Genomic DNA, 15137 nt, shown 5'->3' with positions numbered 1-15137 from the left:
CCCCGCCGGCCGCGGCGATCCGGCCCCGCGTGACGAAGGGTCAGCCGATGAAGACATCCGATCAATCTGTCAGCCGCTTACGCCATACTGGGCGACGCGCCCAGATCGTCCTCGCGCTCCTGCTGGCCGCCCTGTGCTGGGCCGGAGCCCAGGCGCCGCTCCCGGCGCGCGGCGCGGCCGTCCCCGAGCAGTCTTCCAACGTCCACCTGTTCTACTACTCCTGGTACGGCAATCCCCAGACGAGCGGTGACTGGCGGCACTGGCAGCAGGGCGGCCACACCCCGCCCGGCGACGTGGGCGCCGACCTGTACCCGAGCCTGGGCGCCTACGACTCGGGCGACTACGCGGGCGCCGTCACCAGGCACATGCAGTGGATCAAGCAGGCCGGGGTCGGCGTCATCGTCTACAGCTGGTGGGGCCGCGACAGCTTCGAGGACAGGCTCACCCAGGGCGTGATGGACGCCGCCGCGCGGTACGGCGTCAAGGTCGCCTGGCACCTGGAGCCGTACGGCGGGCGCACGGCGGCCTCCACCGTCGAGGACATCCGCTACATCAACACCCGCTACGGCTCCCACCCGGCCTTCTACCGGGACGCCGAGCACGGCAACCGGGCGGCGTTCTACGTGTTCGAGAGCCTGCGGATCACCGACTGGACCGCGCTCGACCAGGTCACCGCGGGCAACATCGTGCTCGCCCAGACCACCGACACGTCGAAGATCGCGCACTTCTCCGGCATGTACACCTACGACGGGATCGCCGGCGCCACCGCGCCCGGCTGGGCCGACGCGAGCGCGTACGCCAAGCAGAACAACCTGATCTGGGCGCCCTCGGTGGCCCCCGGCTACATCGACGACCGCGCGGTGCCCGGCAACACCACCCCGACCCTCGGCCGCGCCGACGGCGCCACCTACGACCTGGAGTGGTCCAACGCCCTCGACCCGGCCAAGGGCGGCCTGCCGACCTGGGTCTCCATCACCTCGTTCAACGAGTGGCACGAGGGCAGCTCCATCGAGCCCGCCGACTCCACCCCGCCCGCCGGGTTCGGATACCAGACGTTCGACGGCGCCTACGGCAGGACGGGGGCCGCGGCGGAGACCGCGTACCTTGACCGGACGAAGTACTGGGCGACGGAGTTCGAGACCCGCAGGGCCGGCGGCACGCGGGACACCCAGCCCCCGACCGCGCCGGGCGCCGCGCGCGCCGTCCCGGCGTCGAGCACGAGCATCACGGTGGGCTGGACCGCGGCCACCGACAACGTCGGGGTGACCGGCTACGACGTCTACCGCGAGGCGGGCGCCACCGACGTCAGGGTGGGCGGCACCGCGGGAACGTCGTTCACCGTCACCGGTCTCACGCCGTCGACCTCCTACAGCTTCTACGTGGTCGCCAGGGACGCCGCGCAGAACACCTCGCCGCCCTCCGGCACGGTGACCGCGACGACCGGGCCCCCGCCCGGGTGCTCCCCGGGCGCCGGTGACCTGGCCCGCGGCAAGTCGATCACCGCGAGCAGCACCACGCAGAACTACGTGGCGGCCAACGCGGTCGACGGCGACGCGAACACCTACTGGGAGAGCGCCAACCACGCCTTCCCCCAGTCGATCACCGTTGACCTCTGCGCGCAGGCCTCCGTCGGGCGCCTGGTGCTGAAGCTGCCGCCGTCCGGCGCCTGGGGCACGCGCACCCAGACGCTGTCGGTGCTCGGCTCGTCCGACGGCACCGCCTTCGACACCCTCGTGTCGTCGCGGGGCCTCACCTTCGACCCGGCCACCGGCAACACCGCGACCGTCACCTTCCCGGCGACGACGAAGAGGTACGTGCGGCTGAACATCACCGGCAACACCGGCTGGCCCGCCGGGCAGCTGTCCTCGTTCGAGGTCTACTCCTCCTAGACATCCCTCGTACGCGGCCGGCCGGGCCGGCACCGGAGCGGTGCCGGCCCGGCCGGAGCGCGCCTCGTCGGGCCGCGTCGTGGTCAGCCGCCTTGAGGTCCGGCCGCGTGGAGGGCCGCGTCGCGGTCGGGCCGCCTTGCGGTCAGGCCACGTGGAGGGCCCGTGGAGGTCGGGCCGCCTTGCGGTCAGGCCGCGTCGAGGCGGGACAGCTCCTCGGCCGACAGCTTCACGTCGACCGCGCCGACCGAGTCGCGGATGGTCTCCGGACGCGAGGAGCCCGGGATCGGGATCACCACCGGCGCCTTGGCGAGCATCCACGCCAGGCACACCCGCTGCGGGCTCACCCCGTGGGCCCGCGCGACGTCCTCGAACACGGCGAACCGCGAACCCAGCTCGCCGGCCCGCGAGATGCCGCCCAGCGGGCTCCACGGCAGGAACGCGATCCCCAGCTCCGCGCACAGCTCCAGCTCGGGCTCGCTGGAGCGGAACGACGGCGAGAACTGGTTCTGCACGCTCACCAGCCGCCCGCCGAGGATCTCGTTGGCCTGCCGAATCTGGTCGGGATCGGCGTTCGAGATGCCCGCGAAACGGATCTTGCCCGCGTCCAGCAGGTCGCGGATCGCCCCGACCGACTCCGCGTACGGGACCTTCGGGTCGGGGCGGTGGAACTGGTAGAGCCCGATGGCCTCGACGCCGAGGCGTTGGAGTGACGCGTCGCAGGCCTTCTTCAGGTGGTCCGGCGAGCCGTCCAAAGTCCACGAGCCGTCGCCGGGGCGCACGTGGCCGCCCTTCGTGGCGATCAGCACGTCGGACGTGTCGCCGCCGTAGCCGGCCACCGCGCGGGCGATCAGGGACTCGTTGTGGCCGACCTCGTCCGCGCCCACGTGATAGGCGTCCGCGGTGTCGATCAGCGTCACGCCCGCCTCCAGCGCGGCGTGGATCGCCGCGACCGAACGCTGCTCGTCGGGGCGCCCCTCGATCGACATCGGCATGCCGCCGAGACCGATCGCGCTGACCTGGACGTCGCCGATGCGGCGTGTCTGCATGGGAGTTCCTCCTCGGAGATCGGTTGGTACAGCTTTCACCCTCTCCTGCCCCGATTAAGCTGTCCAATAGAAGAAACTGATGCCTTTCAGCGATCCTGGTGATGAATCATGGAACTACGGCAACTGGAGTACTTCGTCGCCGTCGCCGAGGAGTGCCACTTCACCCGGGCGGCCAACCGGCTGCGCGTCGCCCAGTCCGGCCTGTCGGCCTCGATCCGCTCGCTGGAGCGCGAGCTGGGCGCCTCGCTGTTCCTGCGCAGCACCCGGCAGGTCGAGCTCACCCCCGCAGGAAGGGCGCTGCTGGTCGAGGCCCGGCGGGCGCTGTCGGCGACCGACGCGGCCAGGGACGCCGTCGCGGCGGTGCAGGGCCTGCTCCGCGGAAGCCTGGCCATCGGCTCGCTGCAGTGCCTGCACGCGGTGCACCTGCCGGCCGTGCTCGCCCGCTTCCTCGCCGCCTACCCCGGCCTGGAGATCCGGCTGCGCCAGGGGGGATCCGGCGAGCTGGTCGAGCAGGTGCGCGCCGGGCGGCTGGACCTGGCGTTCGTCTCCCGCCCGGCCCGGTGCCCCGACGACATCGTGGTCGGGCCGCTCGCGGACGAGCCGCTCGTGCTCGCCTGCGCGCCCGATCACCCGTTCGCGGCCAGGGAGAAGGTCGAGCTGCCGGAGCTGCGGGCGGAGCGGTTCGTGGACTTCCAGCCGGACTGGGGCACCCGGGACCTGGTCGACGAGGTGTTCGCCGCCGCGGGCGTCGAACGCCGCGTATCGCTGGAGGTGAACGACGTGCACTCGCTGCTCGACCTGGTGACCTTCGGCCTCGGCGTGGCGCTCGTGCCGCAGTCCTTCGCGGTCAAGACCGACCGGGTGCGCTTCGTCGGGCTCGCCGGGGCCGTGCCGGCCTGGGAGACCGTCACCGTGACGGGCGACCCGACGAGCGCGGCGGCGGCCGCGCTGCTGCGCGAGGTCCACGAGGCGAGGAGCGGCCGGATCGCGGCGGAGCCCGTCACCTGAGCGTGTAGTAGAGACCGATCTTGCCCAGTTCCGCGGTGGGGCCGTCCGCGAGGACGCGCACGACCTTCCCTCGCAGGTCCAGCAGGACGACCTTCATGGTCTTCTTCTCGGTCACGGTGCCGAGAAGGTGACGGTCACCCATCCATCCGTTGAAGGTCAGCCCTTTCCTGATCGGGATGACGGCCTTACGCGTCGCCGTGGTGGCGTCCCACACGCAGACGTCGCCGGATCTGTCGTGGCAGAAGGTCATGAAGACCGTCCCGATCGCGGTGTCCCTGACGTCGTCCCGCACCAGCTCGCCCACCTTCGGGACCGTCCGCAGCAGCGTGCCGTCCAGGCGGTAGAAGCGGACCGCCCCGTCCGGCCCGGCGTGGACGACCGAGGCCGAGCCGGCGCCCCAGACGTAGTCGGAGCGGTGGTCGTCGTCCGGCATCCGGGTGACGCGGGCGGTGCGCGAGGCCACGTCCACGATCACGAAGCCCCTGGAGCGTTGTTCCTTCCCGAGTCCCTCGTAGATCGTCAGCAGGATCCTCGTCCCGTTCCGGTCCCAGTGGGGGTTGAAGGTCATCAGCGGGGTGTCGACGGTCCTGATCTGGGTCTCCGGCTCGCCGGCCGGATCCACCACCTTGATCAGGTCGAACTCCTCCTGCGGAGGCTTGTAGTCCGGGTTGACGGCGACGCGCGCTCCCCCGGGGGCGGCCAGGGCAGTCATGAACGTCCCCAGGAACCTGAACTCCGCGGTGTCGCCCCGCCGGAGGTAGACGGGGGCGCCGCCCGCCCTCTCACGCGAGTCCCGGTAGGTGGTGACCCGCTCCGTGTCCGCGGGGTTCTCCCGCAGGGTGATCTTCGTTCCGGGGATCCGCAGGTCTGTCGTGGAGGTGGTGGGCATCGTCCCGATCGCCGGTCTCGCGGGCGGGGAGGGGGTGCCCTCCGTACCGCCCGCGACCACCTTCGCGGGTTCCTCCGTCCCCGCCGCGCGGATCGCGAGGACCGCGGCGCCGGAGGCCGCCGCGAGCGCCAGCGCGGCGAGGACGGCGATCACCGGGCGCGAGGGGCGCCGCCGTACCGGCGGGGGAGCGGCCTGCTTGCGGCCCTCGCCGAGTGCCTCGTGACCGGTCCCGTACGACGGCCGCTCGGCCGGATGGCCCAGAAGCCGCAGCAGCGCAGGCATGGCCGCCGGGCGCGCCCGCGGGTCCTTGGCCAGGCACTCGCCCACCAGCTCGCGCAGCTCGTCGTCCAGGGAACCGAGTACGGGCTCGGCGTTCAGGATCCGGTGGATCACCGCGGGCAGCGGACCGGTCCCGAAGGGTGGTTCCCCCGTCGCCGCGCACACCACCGTCGACGCCCACGCGAACAGGTCGGCCGACGGCCCCGCCTCGCGCCCGTCGAACTGCTCGGGCGCCATGTACGGAGGGGTGCCGACCAGGTGGTCGGAGGACGTCGCGGTGGCGTCCAGCGCGCGGGAGATGCCGAAGTCGATCACCCGGGGGCCGTCGCGGGCGAGCAGCACGTTCGCGGGCTTGAAGTCGCGGTGCACGACGCCCGCCCGGTGGATGGCGGCCAGCGCGGTGACGGTCCCGACCGCGAGCCTGCGCAGTTCCGCCCCGCGCAGCGGTCCCCGCTCGTCGATCACCTGGGCGAGGCTGGGGCCGTCGACGTACTCGCTGACGATGTACGGCATGCCGTCGGCCTCGCCGTGCTCCAGCACCTGCGCGGTGCAGAAGGCCTCCACCCGGCGGGCCAGCTCGATCTCGCGGTGGAAGCGCGCCAGGGTCTGCTCGCCGCCGCCCCTGCCGAGCACCTTCACCGCGACCCGCGCCCCGGCGGGGGACTCCGCCAGGTACACCGTCCCCTGCCCGCCGCGGCCGATCCTGCCGATGACCCGGTGCGGCCCGATCAGATCGGGATCGCCGGGAGCCGGCGGCAGGACCCGGGTCATCCGGCCGCCGCGGTGAAGCTCAGGAAGGCCGTGTCGCCCCTCTTGAGGTCGGCGAGGACCCGGACGGACTTGCCGTACAGGTCGACCACCTCGATCTTGGAACCCTTCTTGGCGGGGTTCTGGAGAAGCAGGTGATTGTTGTTGAACCAGCTCACGAAACGGGCGTTCTCCCCGATCTCGATCGTGTAGCGCCGGTTGCCGCTCACCGTGTCCCACACGCACATGGTGTCCCCCTTGGGGCACACCGTGGCGAAGAGCGCGCCCGAGGGGGAGAACCAGCCGGTGTTGCGCGGCTGGCCGACCCAGTGCATCGTCCGGATGGTCTGCCCGTTCGGGCCGTAGAAGTCGACCCCGTAGCCCTTGCCGTCGTAGTATCCCCGCGCGACCGAGCCGTCCGGCGCGAACGTGGACGGAAACGTGTCGGCGCCGATGGACTCGGTGCGCACATGGGTGGCCCTGCGCGCCGCCACGTCCACCACCACGAACCCCTCCGACCGCTCCTTGCCCGGATCCCGTACCGACAGCAGGACCTTGGAACCGTCCTGCGACCACACGGGGTTGTACCCCTCCAGCGGTCGCTCGACGGTCTGCACGTTGAACTGGGAGCCGTCCCGCAGGTCGTGGATCCTCAGGTAGTCGAAGGACGACTCGGCGAACTTCCCGATCGGGTTCAGCGCCACCAGGTCGCCCTGCGGGGACAGCACCGGCTGCAGGGCGCTGGCCACCTGTCTGAACGTCTCCTTCCCCTTCTCCCTGGCGAGCGAGGCGAAGGGACGCTTGATGCTCACGTAGCCGCCCAGCTTGACCGGGTCCTTCGGGTTCTCGTGCAGGGTGATGCCCGTCCCCGGCAGTTCGATGTCCTGGGTGGCCTTCTCCACCGTTTCCCAGGGCGCCTCGGTGACGTTCGGGCTGAGCTGGGGCTGGGGGGTGAAGGCCGGGGCGAGCGCGCCCTGCACGGTGCTTTGGGCCGGGCGCGGGGCGGCCGCGGGCGCCGGGTCCCCCGACACCGCCAGGTAGACCGCGCCGCCGGAGACGAGGGCGACGGCCAGCGCGCCCGCGATCAGCAGCGCGGGGCGGGCACGCCGCAGCGGCCGGGTGACGGGAGTGCCGGGCGCTGACGACGCTGACGACGCTGAGGGGTCGAGGGGCGCCTGGTCGGAGGTGAGGAACCCGCCGACCAGGCGGAGCAGGGAGTCGCTCGCGGTCGGCCGCCGCGCGGGATCCTTGGCGAGGCAGGTCGTGACCAGCTCGCGCAGGTCGTCGGGGAGCGCGCCGAGGTCGGGCTCGTCGTTGACGATGCGGTTGACCGTGCCCGACATCGTCCCCGCGTCGAAGGGGGAGCGGCCCGAGGCGGCGAAGACCACGGTCGCCCCCCACGAGAACAGGTCCCCCTCGGGCCCGGGGGAGGTGCCCATGAGCCTCTCCGGCGCGCTGTAGGCGGGGACGTCGACCTTGCGGGTCGTGCTGGACGCGGTCGCCTCCAGCGCCCGCGCCATGCCGAGGTCGATCACCCGTGGCCCGTCGGGGCCGAACACCACGCTGTCGGGGCGCAGGTCGCCGTGGACCGTACCCGCCTGGTGCAGGGCGACCAGGGCGGTCATCGTCCCGACGGCCAGCCGGTGCAGCGCGGCCGCGCCCAGGACGCCCTCGGAGGTCACCGTCTCCCGCAGCGTGGGACCGTCGACGTACTCGCTCACGATGTACGGCCTGTCGCCGTCCACCCCGCCGTCCGGCCCGCTGTCCAGAACCTGCGCCGTGCAGAAGGCGGGTATCTCCCGCAGCGGCTCCATCGCCTCCCGGAACCGTTCGGGGCTCACGTCCGCGGGGAGCAGGCGCACCACCACCCGGTCTCCCGAGGGGGCCGTGGCGAGGTAGACGTCCTCCCCGAGCCGCCCAGCGACCTGGTACTCGCCCACGCGTTCGGGATCCCCCGCCCGTACGGGGTCGATATCGGGCATGGTCTGGCTTCCTCTCCGAGGAGTCCATTAGAGATCACCAATTATGAGGATTCGGCATCATAAAGTGGAGAATTCGGGAGAAGAGATGCGGACTTCTCCGGGCGCCGCGCTACACGGGTACGGCCGGGTGGATGTCACCCGCCCGAGGCGTGGTCCGGGTTCCGGTGAACCTGCTGTTCCGTATGGGAATGGCCTAAATTCGGGCCGCGGTGTCCTCGTCTCACTGCGGGGAACCGCCCCGACGTGAAAAGCTCGACCATTCACTGGGCGACCGGTCGCGGTCGAAAGGGGCGAACTTGCGCATTGTTCGGGCGATGAGCGAACAAGCCGATGGCCAGAACCCGGATCACCGGCAGGCCGGGCCCACCGTGGTCCGCATGCTGGTGGGCGCGCAGCTCCGGCGGCTGCGCGAGAACGGCCACATCACACGCGAGGAGGCCGGGGAGGCGATCCGCGCCTCGCACTCCAAGATCAGCCGCCTGGAGCTGGGGCGGACCGGCTTCAAGCAGCGCGACGTGGCCGACCTCCTCACCCTCTACGGGGTCGTCGACGACGACGAGCGCGCCCCGCTGCTCGCCCTGGCCGCGGAGGCCAACAGGCCCGGCTGGTGGCATGCCTACGGCGACGTGGTTCCCCCCTGGTTCGACGCCTTCCTCGGGCTGGAGCAGGCCGCCTCCCTCATCCGCGGCTACGAGGTCCAGTTCGTCCCCGAGCTGCTGCAGACCGAGGAGTACGCCCGCGCCCTCATCCGGCCCGCCTGCGTCGGCGCCCCCGAGTCAGAGGTCGAGCGCCGCGTCGCCCTGCGGATGGGGCGCCGGCGGCTCCTCACCCGGCCCGAGCCCGCCACGCTCTGGACCGTCGTCGACGAGGCGGTGCTGCGCCGTCCCATCGGAGGCCCACGGGTGCTGCGCGACCAGCTCCGGCACCTCACGGAGATCGTCGAGCTCGGCCACGTCACCCTCCAGGTCATGCCGTTCAGCTCCGGCGCGGCCGCCGCGGCGACGGGCCCCGCCACCATCCTGCGCTTCCCCGAGGGGGAGCTGCCCGACCTGGTCTACCTCGAACAGCTCACCGGAGCCCTCTACCTGGACAAGGTCGCCGACGTCGAGCGCTACTGGCACGTCATGAACCGGCTGGGGATCGAAGCCGAACAGCCGGCCGCGACGACGGCCCTCCTGCACCGCCTCATCAAGGAGATCTGAGGTCTCCCCGAGCCCTCGGGGAGACCCGGGTCTCCCGGCCCCCCGGCCCCGGGGGAGGGAACCGGGACGCGGACCGGCCGCGGGGGCGCGAGGAGACGCGAGGAGATCGGCCCGGGGCGGGCGGCGATTCGGGCGTCCGTCTCCGCGGGAATCACGGGTCGCGCCGGATGCGACGGCCGGTGACCTCGGTGGCGGCGATCCTCACGTACAGCTCTCGCTCACCTCCCGCCCACGGCCGGACGCCCAGCGCCGCCAGGGCGGCACGGTCCTCCTCAGAGGAGACGTGGTGGACCCCGCCGCGCACCAGCACGCTCCAGCCCTCGCGGCCGGCGTCGTCGATCCGGTCGACCTCGAAGGCCACCTTGGACTCGACCCCCTGGACCCCGGTGCGCAGGGCGTCGTCGAGCGGGCCGCCGAAGGCGGTGCGGAAGATCACCGAGTTGCCGTGCAGGGCGTAGTTGACCGGCAGGATCACCGGCCCGTCGATCTCCTCGAAGGCGATCCGCCCCACCCCGCCGGGGGTGATGAGCCGCAGGCACTCGTCCCGGTCCAGCTTCTCCAGCTCCGGCCGGGAGCCCGGCCGGCCCCGGCCTGGCGGCAGGTCGACGTTCCCGCCGAGCAGGTCCTCGGGCCTGGTGTCCAGGGCGGTGGCCACGCGGTTCACGGTGCCGGTGTTCGGCGAGGCCACGGCGTCCTCCAGGTAGGCGAGATAGCCAGGATCGATCCCGGCGCGCCTCGCCAGCTCGTCCCGGGTGAGGCCGAGGTCCTCGCGTCGTCTGGCGATCCGGCGGCCGAGGTCGCCCGGGGCCGATACGCGTCCAGTCATGGGATTCTCCAGCTGAGAAGATCGATGTCGCTGCGAGTCCGGGGCTCCTCCGGCTCCGCGTCCCCCGATCGGCATCACCTGGGGCCTCCCCCCACTCGCGCGCCCCTAATCCGGTGCGGCGGATGACCCGCCCTGAGGCTTCGCCCGCCGGGGCCCCGCCGCCCAGGCACGCGCGGGATGGCACGGCGTCTACGATGGACCCGCTCGGGAAGCGCTTTCCGAATGACGGCGGCGAGGGAGCCTCGATGAAGTTGGCGTTCAGCACGCTCGGCATGCCGGGACAGGGCCTGCCCGAGGCCGTCGCGACGGCCGTGGAGTACGGGTGCGCCGGCCTCGAACTCCGCCTCCACCCCGACACCGGGGTCCACGCCGGGCTCTCCCCGGCACGGCGCGCGAAGGTCCGCGCGGTCCTCGCCGGCTCGTCCGGGACCGCCCGGCCGGAGGTCTCCGCCCTCGCCGGATACGTCAGGATCGCCGCGGCGGGCCCGGACGAACCCGTCGTGCGGGCGCTGCGGGACGATCTGGCGCTCGCCGCCGACCTGGGCGCGCCCGCCGTGCGGGTGTTCCCCGGAGGAGACGACGTCGAGACGGGGGCGCGGCGGCTGCGCGCGGTCGCGAACCTGTGCGTGGAGTCAGGGGTACGGGTGCTGGTGGAGACCCATGACGCGATGCCGACCGGCGCCGCGGTCGGGCGGCTGCTGGACGCGGCGGGCGTTCCCGGGGCGGCGGGCGCGCTGTGGGACGTGCTGCACCCGTGGCGGCACGGCGAGGAGCCCGCGGAGACCCTGGCGGCGCTGGCCGGGCATCTGGCGTACGTGCAGATCAAGGACGCGGTCTCGGCCGCCGACACGACCCCGGTGCCGATGTGGGCGGGCGGGGTCCCCCTCGACGAGTGCGGCGAGCTGCTGCGCGGTTTCGGGGGCTGGGTCTCCCTGGAGTGGGAGCGCACCTGGTATCCGCACGTGGCGCCGGTGGAGGAGATCCTCCCCGGAGCCCGCGAGTGGGTCGCCCGCTTCTCGGCGTGACCGTGCGGCTCGGGGGCCGGCGCGGCGGGCCCGACGCCGGCGTACCGGCCGGCCCGCTACGGGTTCCGGCCGTCATCGAAACAGGCGGGACCCCGTCCCGCCTCACTGTTAACCGGTGGAGAAGTTGGTGTGACCACAGCAATCGCGTTTTGTTCCGGATGAAACAGGTCGGCAACGTCCGCCGGTTGAACTGGCGTCAGCGGTAAAGGCCCGCCAATTCGGATAAGGCCGCTTTCCCCTGTGGAGATTCGCATGCCTGAGATGTACTTCCAGGTCAGATGGCCCGATGGCTCGCGACAACGCTGTTATTCTCCCTCGCTCGTCATCGAGGACTTCCTTCACCCCGAACAATCGTACCCAATCGCCGAATTCGTCTCGCTGAGCGGCAAGGCTCTGGAGGCGGCCGGCAGGCGCGTACGCGAGAAGTACGGGTTCGGGTGCACGGCCGCGGCCGGCCAGCTCGCCGAGATCGAGAGGAAGGCGGCCGGTTTCGCCGGTGCCGGCATGGTGACGGTCGAGAGGTTCGAGCGGTGAACGGCCGTCACCACGAGGTGGTCGTCGTGGGCGCGGGCCAGGCCGGCCTGTCGATGAGCCACTGCCTGCGCCGGGACGGCGTCGACCACCTGGTGCTCGAGCGCCATCGCGTGGGCAACGAGTGGCGCGCGCGGCGCTGGGACTCCTTCTGCCTCGTCACGCCCAACTGGCAGTGCCGCCTGCCGGGGTTCCCCTACGCGGGCGACGACCACGACGGTTTCATGCTCCGAGACCAGATCGTCGCCTACCTGGAGGACTACGCCGCCTCCTTCTCCCCGCCGGTGCTGGAGGGGGTGAACGTCACCCGCCTCCTCCCCGACGGGCGGGGGTTCCGCGTGGAGACCGACCGGGGCACGGTCACCGCGGGCCAGGTCGTGGTCGCCACCGGCCCCTACCAGGTCCCGGTGATCCCGCGGGTGGCCGAGCGGTTCCCGTCGCACATGACGCAGATCCACTCCGGTGACTACCGCAATCCCGAGCAGTTGCCGCCGGGCGAGGTGCTGGTCGTCGGCACCGGCCAGTCGGGGTGCCAGATCGCCGAGGACCTGCATCTGTCCGGGCGGCGCGTGCACCTGTCGGTCGGCGGCGCGCCCCGGGTGGCCCGCTTCTACCGGGGCAGGGACGTGGTGGCCTGGCTGGACCTGATGGGCCACTACGACCGGCCCATCGACTCCTTCGACGACCACGACGCCGTCCGCGCCCGCGCCAACCATTACGTGACCGGCCGCGACGGCGGACGGGACATCGACCTGCGAGTCTTCGCCCTGGAGGGGATGAGCCTGTACGGCAGGCTGGTCACGGTCGAGAACGGCGCCGGAAGCGGCACAGCGCGGTTCGCCCCCGACCTGCGACGCAACCTCGACCACGCCGACGCGGTCTGCGAGAGCGTCAAGGACTCCATCGACGCCTTCATCGACCTCCACCGCATCTCCGCCCCCGCCGAGAAGCGCTACACCCCGCCCTGGCAGCCCGCCTTCGAGCCCGACACCCTGGAGCTGGGACGGATCACCTCGGTCGTCTGGTGCACCGGCTTCCGCCGCGACCACGGCTGGATCAGGGTGCCGGTCTTCGACGGCACCGGCTACCCCACCCACGAGCGCGGCGTCACCCGGGTCCCCGGCCTGTACTTCCTCGGGCTGCCCTGGCAACACACCTGGGGCTCGGGCCGCTTCTCCGGGGTGGCGGCCGACGCCGAGCACCTGGCCCGGCACATCGCCGCCGCGGGCGGTCCCGTACCCGCCCCGCGCGCCGCGGGACCGGCGCCGCTCGGCTACTTCGTCCACCCCGAGCTGCTGGGAACATGACATGGTCTTCGACGCCCACCGCCACCTCGGGATCCTGCCCGCCTACCCGTTCTACGGGGGCCCTCCGGTCAACCCCGATACGACCGCTCGCGCGAGCGTCGCACGGCTCCTGGCCGACCTGGACGCCGAGGGCACCGAGCGCGCCCTGGTGATGCCCAACTACGGAGTGCCCGATCCCGGGGTCGCGTTCGCCTTCAACGAGCTCTGCCTGGAGGCGGCGGCCCGCGACGACCGGATCCGCTGCGGCCTGTGGGTCTCGCCGCGTCCCGAGGACGAGCGGCGCACGGCCGAGGCATTGGCGCTGGCCGCCGAGAGCGGCGTGCGCGCGCTGAAGCTCAGCTTCCTGCTGGGCGGGCGCCCCACCGACCCGGCCTGCCGGCCCGCGCTCGACCGCATCTTCACCGCGGCCCGCCTGCACGGGCTGGTGGTGCACGTGCACACCTCGCCGGGTGCCGCCTCCGACATCGACGAGGTGGGCCACCTGGTCGAGTGGTACGGCGACGAGGTCGCCGTCCACCTGGTGCACTTCGGCGGCGGCATGAGCGGCCACATCAAGCTCGCCGGGGCGCGGTTCTTCGACTGGATCACCGCCGGCAAGCGCGTCTACACCGACCTGTCCTGGGCGATCGGATTCACACCGCGCTGGCTGGCCCAGGAGATCGACCGGCGCGGCATCGGCCACGACCGGGTGCTGTTCGCCAGCGACGAGCCGTGGGGCGACTACGCGGGCGAGCGCGCCCGCCTCGCCGCCGCGGCCGGCGACGGGGAGCTGGCCCGCCTGGCCTTCCGCGACACCTTCGAGAAACTGTACGGCTGACAAGGAGAGACCCATGACCGACCTGACCGACCTCGAGAAGCAGAGCCTCACCGAGATCCCGCACCCCTCCCTCCCGGAGGGCTCCAGCCTGTACGGCGGCACCAAGGTCTTCCCCGACTACCAGGCGGAGAACGGCGAGTCGTACTTCACGCTCGTACACGGCATCGCCCACGAGTCGTCGGTGAGCTTCGTGGCGATCCTGCAGGCGACCCGGGCGCTGCGCAAGGGCTTCGAGTCCGCGATCTACTTCTACGGTCCCGGCTCGCTGAACTGCCTGGCCACCCGGGGCTTCCCGACCACCGGCAACTCCGCCTTCCCCGGCGAGCACAACATCAACAACTCGCTCAAGACGTTCATCGAGGAGGGCGGCAAGGTCTACTGCTGCCGGTTCGGCCTGTCGCTGCACGGCGCCCGCGAGGAGGACCTCATCGAGGGCGTCATCCCCACGCACCCGCTGGACGTGCAGGACGCGCTGATCCACTACGGCCGCAAGGGCGCGATCATCAACTCGACCTACATGTTCTGAGGGGGCACCGGTGAGTGTCGGCACGAGAGTCGACGTGGCCATCCTGGGCATCCGCGTGGACGCCCCGGTGCGCCGCGCGGGCGGTGCGGGACCCAGCGACGACGGGCACCTGGTCCTCGACGGCGCCAACGCCGCGATCCCGCTCAACCCGGCCAGCCCGTATGCCGTCAGGGACGGCAGGTTGTGGCTGGGCGAGACCGATCTGGGTGCCTCCGTCCACGCGGTCGGCCGTCCTCGCTTCTACGACCTGGCGACCGCCGACGGCGTCCCGTACGAGAGGATCGCCCGGCTGCACGGCGCCGACGTGCTGGCCACCACGGTGGTGCAGACCTGTGTCCGCTACGGCGAGGCGGAGCGGTGCCGGTTCTGCTCGATCGAGGAGTCCCTGAGCTCGGGCGCCACCGTCGCCGCGAAGACCCCGGCGCAGCTCGCCGAGGTCGCCGAGGCGGCGGTGCGCCTGGACGGGGTGCGGCAGATGGTGATGACCACCGGCACCACCGGCGGCCCCGACCGGGGAGCGCGCGTCCTGGCCCGTTCGGTGCGGGCCGTGCTGGAGGCCGTACCCGGCCTGCCGATCCAGGTGCAGTGCGAGCCGCCGGCCGACCTGGCCTGGATCGGCGAGCTCGGGCGGGCGGGCGCGTCCGCGATCGGCATCCACGTGGAGTCCCTCGACGAGGAGGTGCGCCGCCGCTGGATGCCGGGTAAGTCCGAGGTGCCGATGTCCGCCTACGAGGCGGCCTGGGACGAGGCGGTGCGCGTCTTCGGCCGCAACCGCGTCTCCACCTACCTGCTGGTCGGCCTCGGCGAGGATCCCGACGAGCTGGTGGCCGGGGCCGCGGGGCTCGTCGAGCGCGGCGTGTACCCGTTCGTCGTGCCGTTCCGCCCGATGCGCGGCACCCTCGCGGGCCGCGACGGCGTGCCGGGCCCCGACCCGGCCGTGGTCCGCCGGGTGACCGAGAGCGTCGCCGCGCTGCTGCGGGACGCGGGCATGGCGGGCGCCGACCAGCGCGCGGGCTGCGCCGCGTGCGGCGCGTGCAGCGCGCTCCAGGCCGCGGGCGGGTGA

13 protein-coding genes are annotated in these 15137 nt (G+C 72.5%); 9 read left to right on the top strand and 4 right to left on the bottom strand.

Translation table 11 applies throughout. The features are described from left to right. Positions 1 to 47 precede the first annotated feature (47 nt). Entirely contained in the window at positions 48 to 1889 is a 1842-nt protein-coding gene (locus tag ACTOQ2_RS37715; RefSeq protein ID WP_440105818.1) for a discoidin domain-containing protein, read from the top strand. A 185-nt stretch (positions 1890 to 2074) separates the two neighbouring features. Here the strand turns inward: ACTOQ2_RS37715 and ACTOQ2_RS37710 are convergent, their stop codons facing one another. Next, positions 2075 to 2935, bottom strand: a complete 861-nt coding sequence (locus ACTOQ2_RS37710; RefSeq protein WP_440073581.1) for an aldo/keto reductase — start codon at positions 2933 to 2935, stop codon at positions 2075 to 2077. Between the two features lie 108 nt (positions 2936 to 3043). On the opposite strand from ACTOQ2_RS37710, the gene ACTOQ2_RS37705 reads away from it, so the two are divergent. Continuing rightward, complete coding sequence (locus tag ACTOQ2_RS37705; protein ID WP_440105816.1) at positions 3044 to 3943, top strand: LysR family transcriptional regulator; 900 nt, start codon at positions 3044 to 3046, stop codon at positions 3941 to 3943. Here ACTOQ2_RS37705 and ACTOQ2_RS37700 read toward each other — a convergent pair. Next, positions 3936 to 5882 carry a serine/threonine protein kinase gene (locus ACTOQ2_RS37700; RefSeq protein WP_440105814.1) on the bottom strand — a complete coding sequence of 649 codons (1947 nt, stop codon included), beginning with the start codon at positions 5880 to 5882 and terminating at the stop codon, positions 3936 to 3938. The two genes, ACTOQ2_RS37705 and ACTOQ2_RS37700, sit on opposite strands and share 8 nt — an antisense overlap. Next, entirely contained in the window at positions 5879 to 7840 is a 1962-nt protein-coding gene (locus ACTOQ2_RS37695; RefSeq protein WP_440105812.1) for a serine/threonine protein kinase, read from the bottom strand. The genes ACTOQ2_RS37700 and ACTOQ2_RS37695 overlap by 4 nt, the downstream gene beginning before the upstream one ends. A gap of 314 nt (positions 7841 to 8154) precedes the next feature. Between ACTOQ2_RS37695 and ACTOQ2_RS37690 the strand changes: the two genes are divergently transcribed. Continuing rightward, positions 8155 to 9042: a helix-turn-helix domain-containing protein gene (locus ACTOQ2_RS37690; RefSeq protein WP_440105810.1), complete on the top strand. Its 888-nt coding sequence runs from the start codon at positions 8155 to 8157 to the stop codon at positions 9040 to 9042. A 151-nt stretch (positions 9043 to 9193) separates the two neighbouring features. Here ACTOQ2_RS37690 and ACTOQ2_RS37685 read toward each other — a convergent pair whose 3' ends face one another. Continuing rightward, positions 9194 to 9868 (bottom strand): pyridoxamine 5'-phosphate oxidase family protein, encoded by a 675-nt coding sequence (locus tag ACTOQ2_RS37685; protein ID WP_440105808.1) that lies wholly within the window; start codon positions 9866 to 9868, stop codon positions 9194 to 9196. A 245-nt stretch (positions 9869 to 10113) separates the two neighbouring features. Here ACTOQ2_RS37685 and ACTOQ2_RS37680 point away from each other — a divergent pair, with 245 nt between their 5' ends. The 6 genes from ACTOQ2_RS37680 to ACTOQ2_RS37655 all read left to right on the top strand — a co-directional run bounded on the left by ACTOQ2_RS37680 (position 10114) and on the right by ACTOQ2_RS37655 (position 15137). Beyond that, a complete protein-coding gene (locus ACTOQ2_RS37680; RefSeq protein WP_440105806.1) occupies positions 10114 to 10893 on the top strand; it encodes a sugar phosphate isomerase/epimerase family protein in 780 nt (259 codons plus the stop codon). Between the two features lie 252 nt (positions 10894 to 11145). Next, on the top strand, positions 11146 to 11427 hold the full coding sequence (locus ACTOQ2_RS37675) for an MSMEG_0570 family nitrogen starvation response protein (RefSeq protein ID WP_440073569.1): 282 nt from the start codon (positions 11146 to 11148) through the stop codon (positions 11425 to 11427). Further along, positions 11424 to 12731 carry an MSMEG_0569 family flavin-dependent oxidoreductase gene (locus tag ACTOQ2_RS37670; protein ID WP_362846215.1) on the top strand — a complete coding sequence of 436 codons (1308 nt, stop codon included), beginning with the start codon at positions 11424 to 11426 and terminating at the stop codon, positions 12729 to 12731. Before ACTOQ2_RS37675 ends, ACTOQ2_RS37670 begins: the two co-directional genes overlap by 4 nt. Before the next feature lies 1 nt (position 12732). Next, on the top strand, positions 12733 to 13548 hold the full coding sequence (locus ACTOQ2_RS37665) for an amidohydrolase family protein (RefSeq protein ID WP_440105804.1): 816 nt from the start codon (positions 12733 to 12735) through the stop codon (positions 13546 to 13548). A 13-nt stretch (positions 13549 to 13561) separates the two neighbouring features. Then, positions 13562 to 14074, top strand: coding sequence for an MSMEG_0572/Sll0783 family nitrogen starvation response protein (locus ACTOQ2_RS37660; protein ID WP_362691351.1), 513 nt, complete (start codon positions 13562 to 13564; stop codon positions 14072 to 14074). A 10-nt stretch (positions 14075 to 14084) separates the two neighbouring features. Then, a complete protein-coding gene (locus ACTOQ2_RS37655) occupies positions 14085 to 15137 on the top strand; it encodes an MSMEG_0568 family radical SAM protein (protein WP_440105802.1) in 1053 nt (350 codons plus the stop codon).

It is taken from the genome of Streptosporangium sp. H16, assembly GCF_051918855.1.
Taxonomy (GTDB): domain Bacteria; phylum Actinomycetota; class Actinomycetes; order Streptosporangiales; family Streptosporangiaceae; genus Streptosporangium.
The sequence above is the reverse complement of the archived record's forward strand: the minus strand, read 5'-3'. Positions and strand labels throughout refer to the sequence as shown.

Coding starts and splice junctions, on each gene's coding strand:
- ACTOQ2_RS37700 (WP_440105814.1), bottom strand. CDS start 5,882: ATGACCCGGGTCCTGCCGCCGGCTCCCGGCGATCCCGATCTGATCGGG.
- ACTOQ2_RS37685 (WP_440105808.1), bottom strand. CDS start 9,868: ATGACTGGACGCGTATCGGCCCCGGGCGACCTCGGCCGCCGGATCGCC.
- ACTOQ2_RS37705 (WP_440105816.1), top strand. CDS start 3,044: ATGGAACTACGGCAACTGGAGTACTTCGTCGCCGTCGCCGAGGAGTGC.
- ACTOQ2_RS37690 (WP_440105810.1), top strand. CDS start 8,155: ATGAGCGAACAAGCCGATGGCCAGAACCCGGATCACCGGCAGGCCGGG.
- ACTOQ2_RS37710 (WP_440073581.1), bottom strand. CDS start 2,935: ATGCAGACACGCCGCATCGGCGACGTCCAGGTCAGCGCGATCGGTCTC.
- ACTOQ2_RS37665 (WP_440105804.1), top strand. CDS start 12,733: ATGGTCTTCGACGCCCACCGCCACCTCGGGATCCTGCCCGCCTACCCG.
- ACTOQ2_RS37660 (WP_362691351.1), top strand. CDS start 13,562: ATGACCGACCTGACCGACCTCGAGAAGCAGAGCCTCACCGAGATCCCG.
- ACTOQ2_RS37675 (WP_440073569.1), top strand. CDS start 11,146: ATGCCTGAGATGTACTTCCAGGTCAGATGGCCCGATGGCTCGCGACAA.
- ACTOQ2_RS37680 (WP_440105806.1), top strand. CDS start 10,114: ATGAAGTTGGCGTTCAGCACGCTCGGCATGCCGGGACAGGGCCTGCCC.
- ACTOQ2_RS37715 (WP_440105818.1), top strand. CDS start 48: ATGAAGACATCCGATCAATCTGTCAGCCGCTTACGCCATACTGGGCGA.
- ACTOQ2_RS37695 (WP_440105812.1), bottom strand. CDS start 7,840: ATGCCCGATATCGACCCCGTACGGGCGGGGGATCCCGAACGCGTGGGC.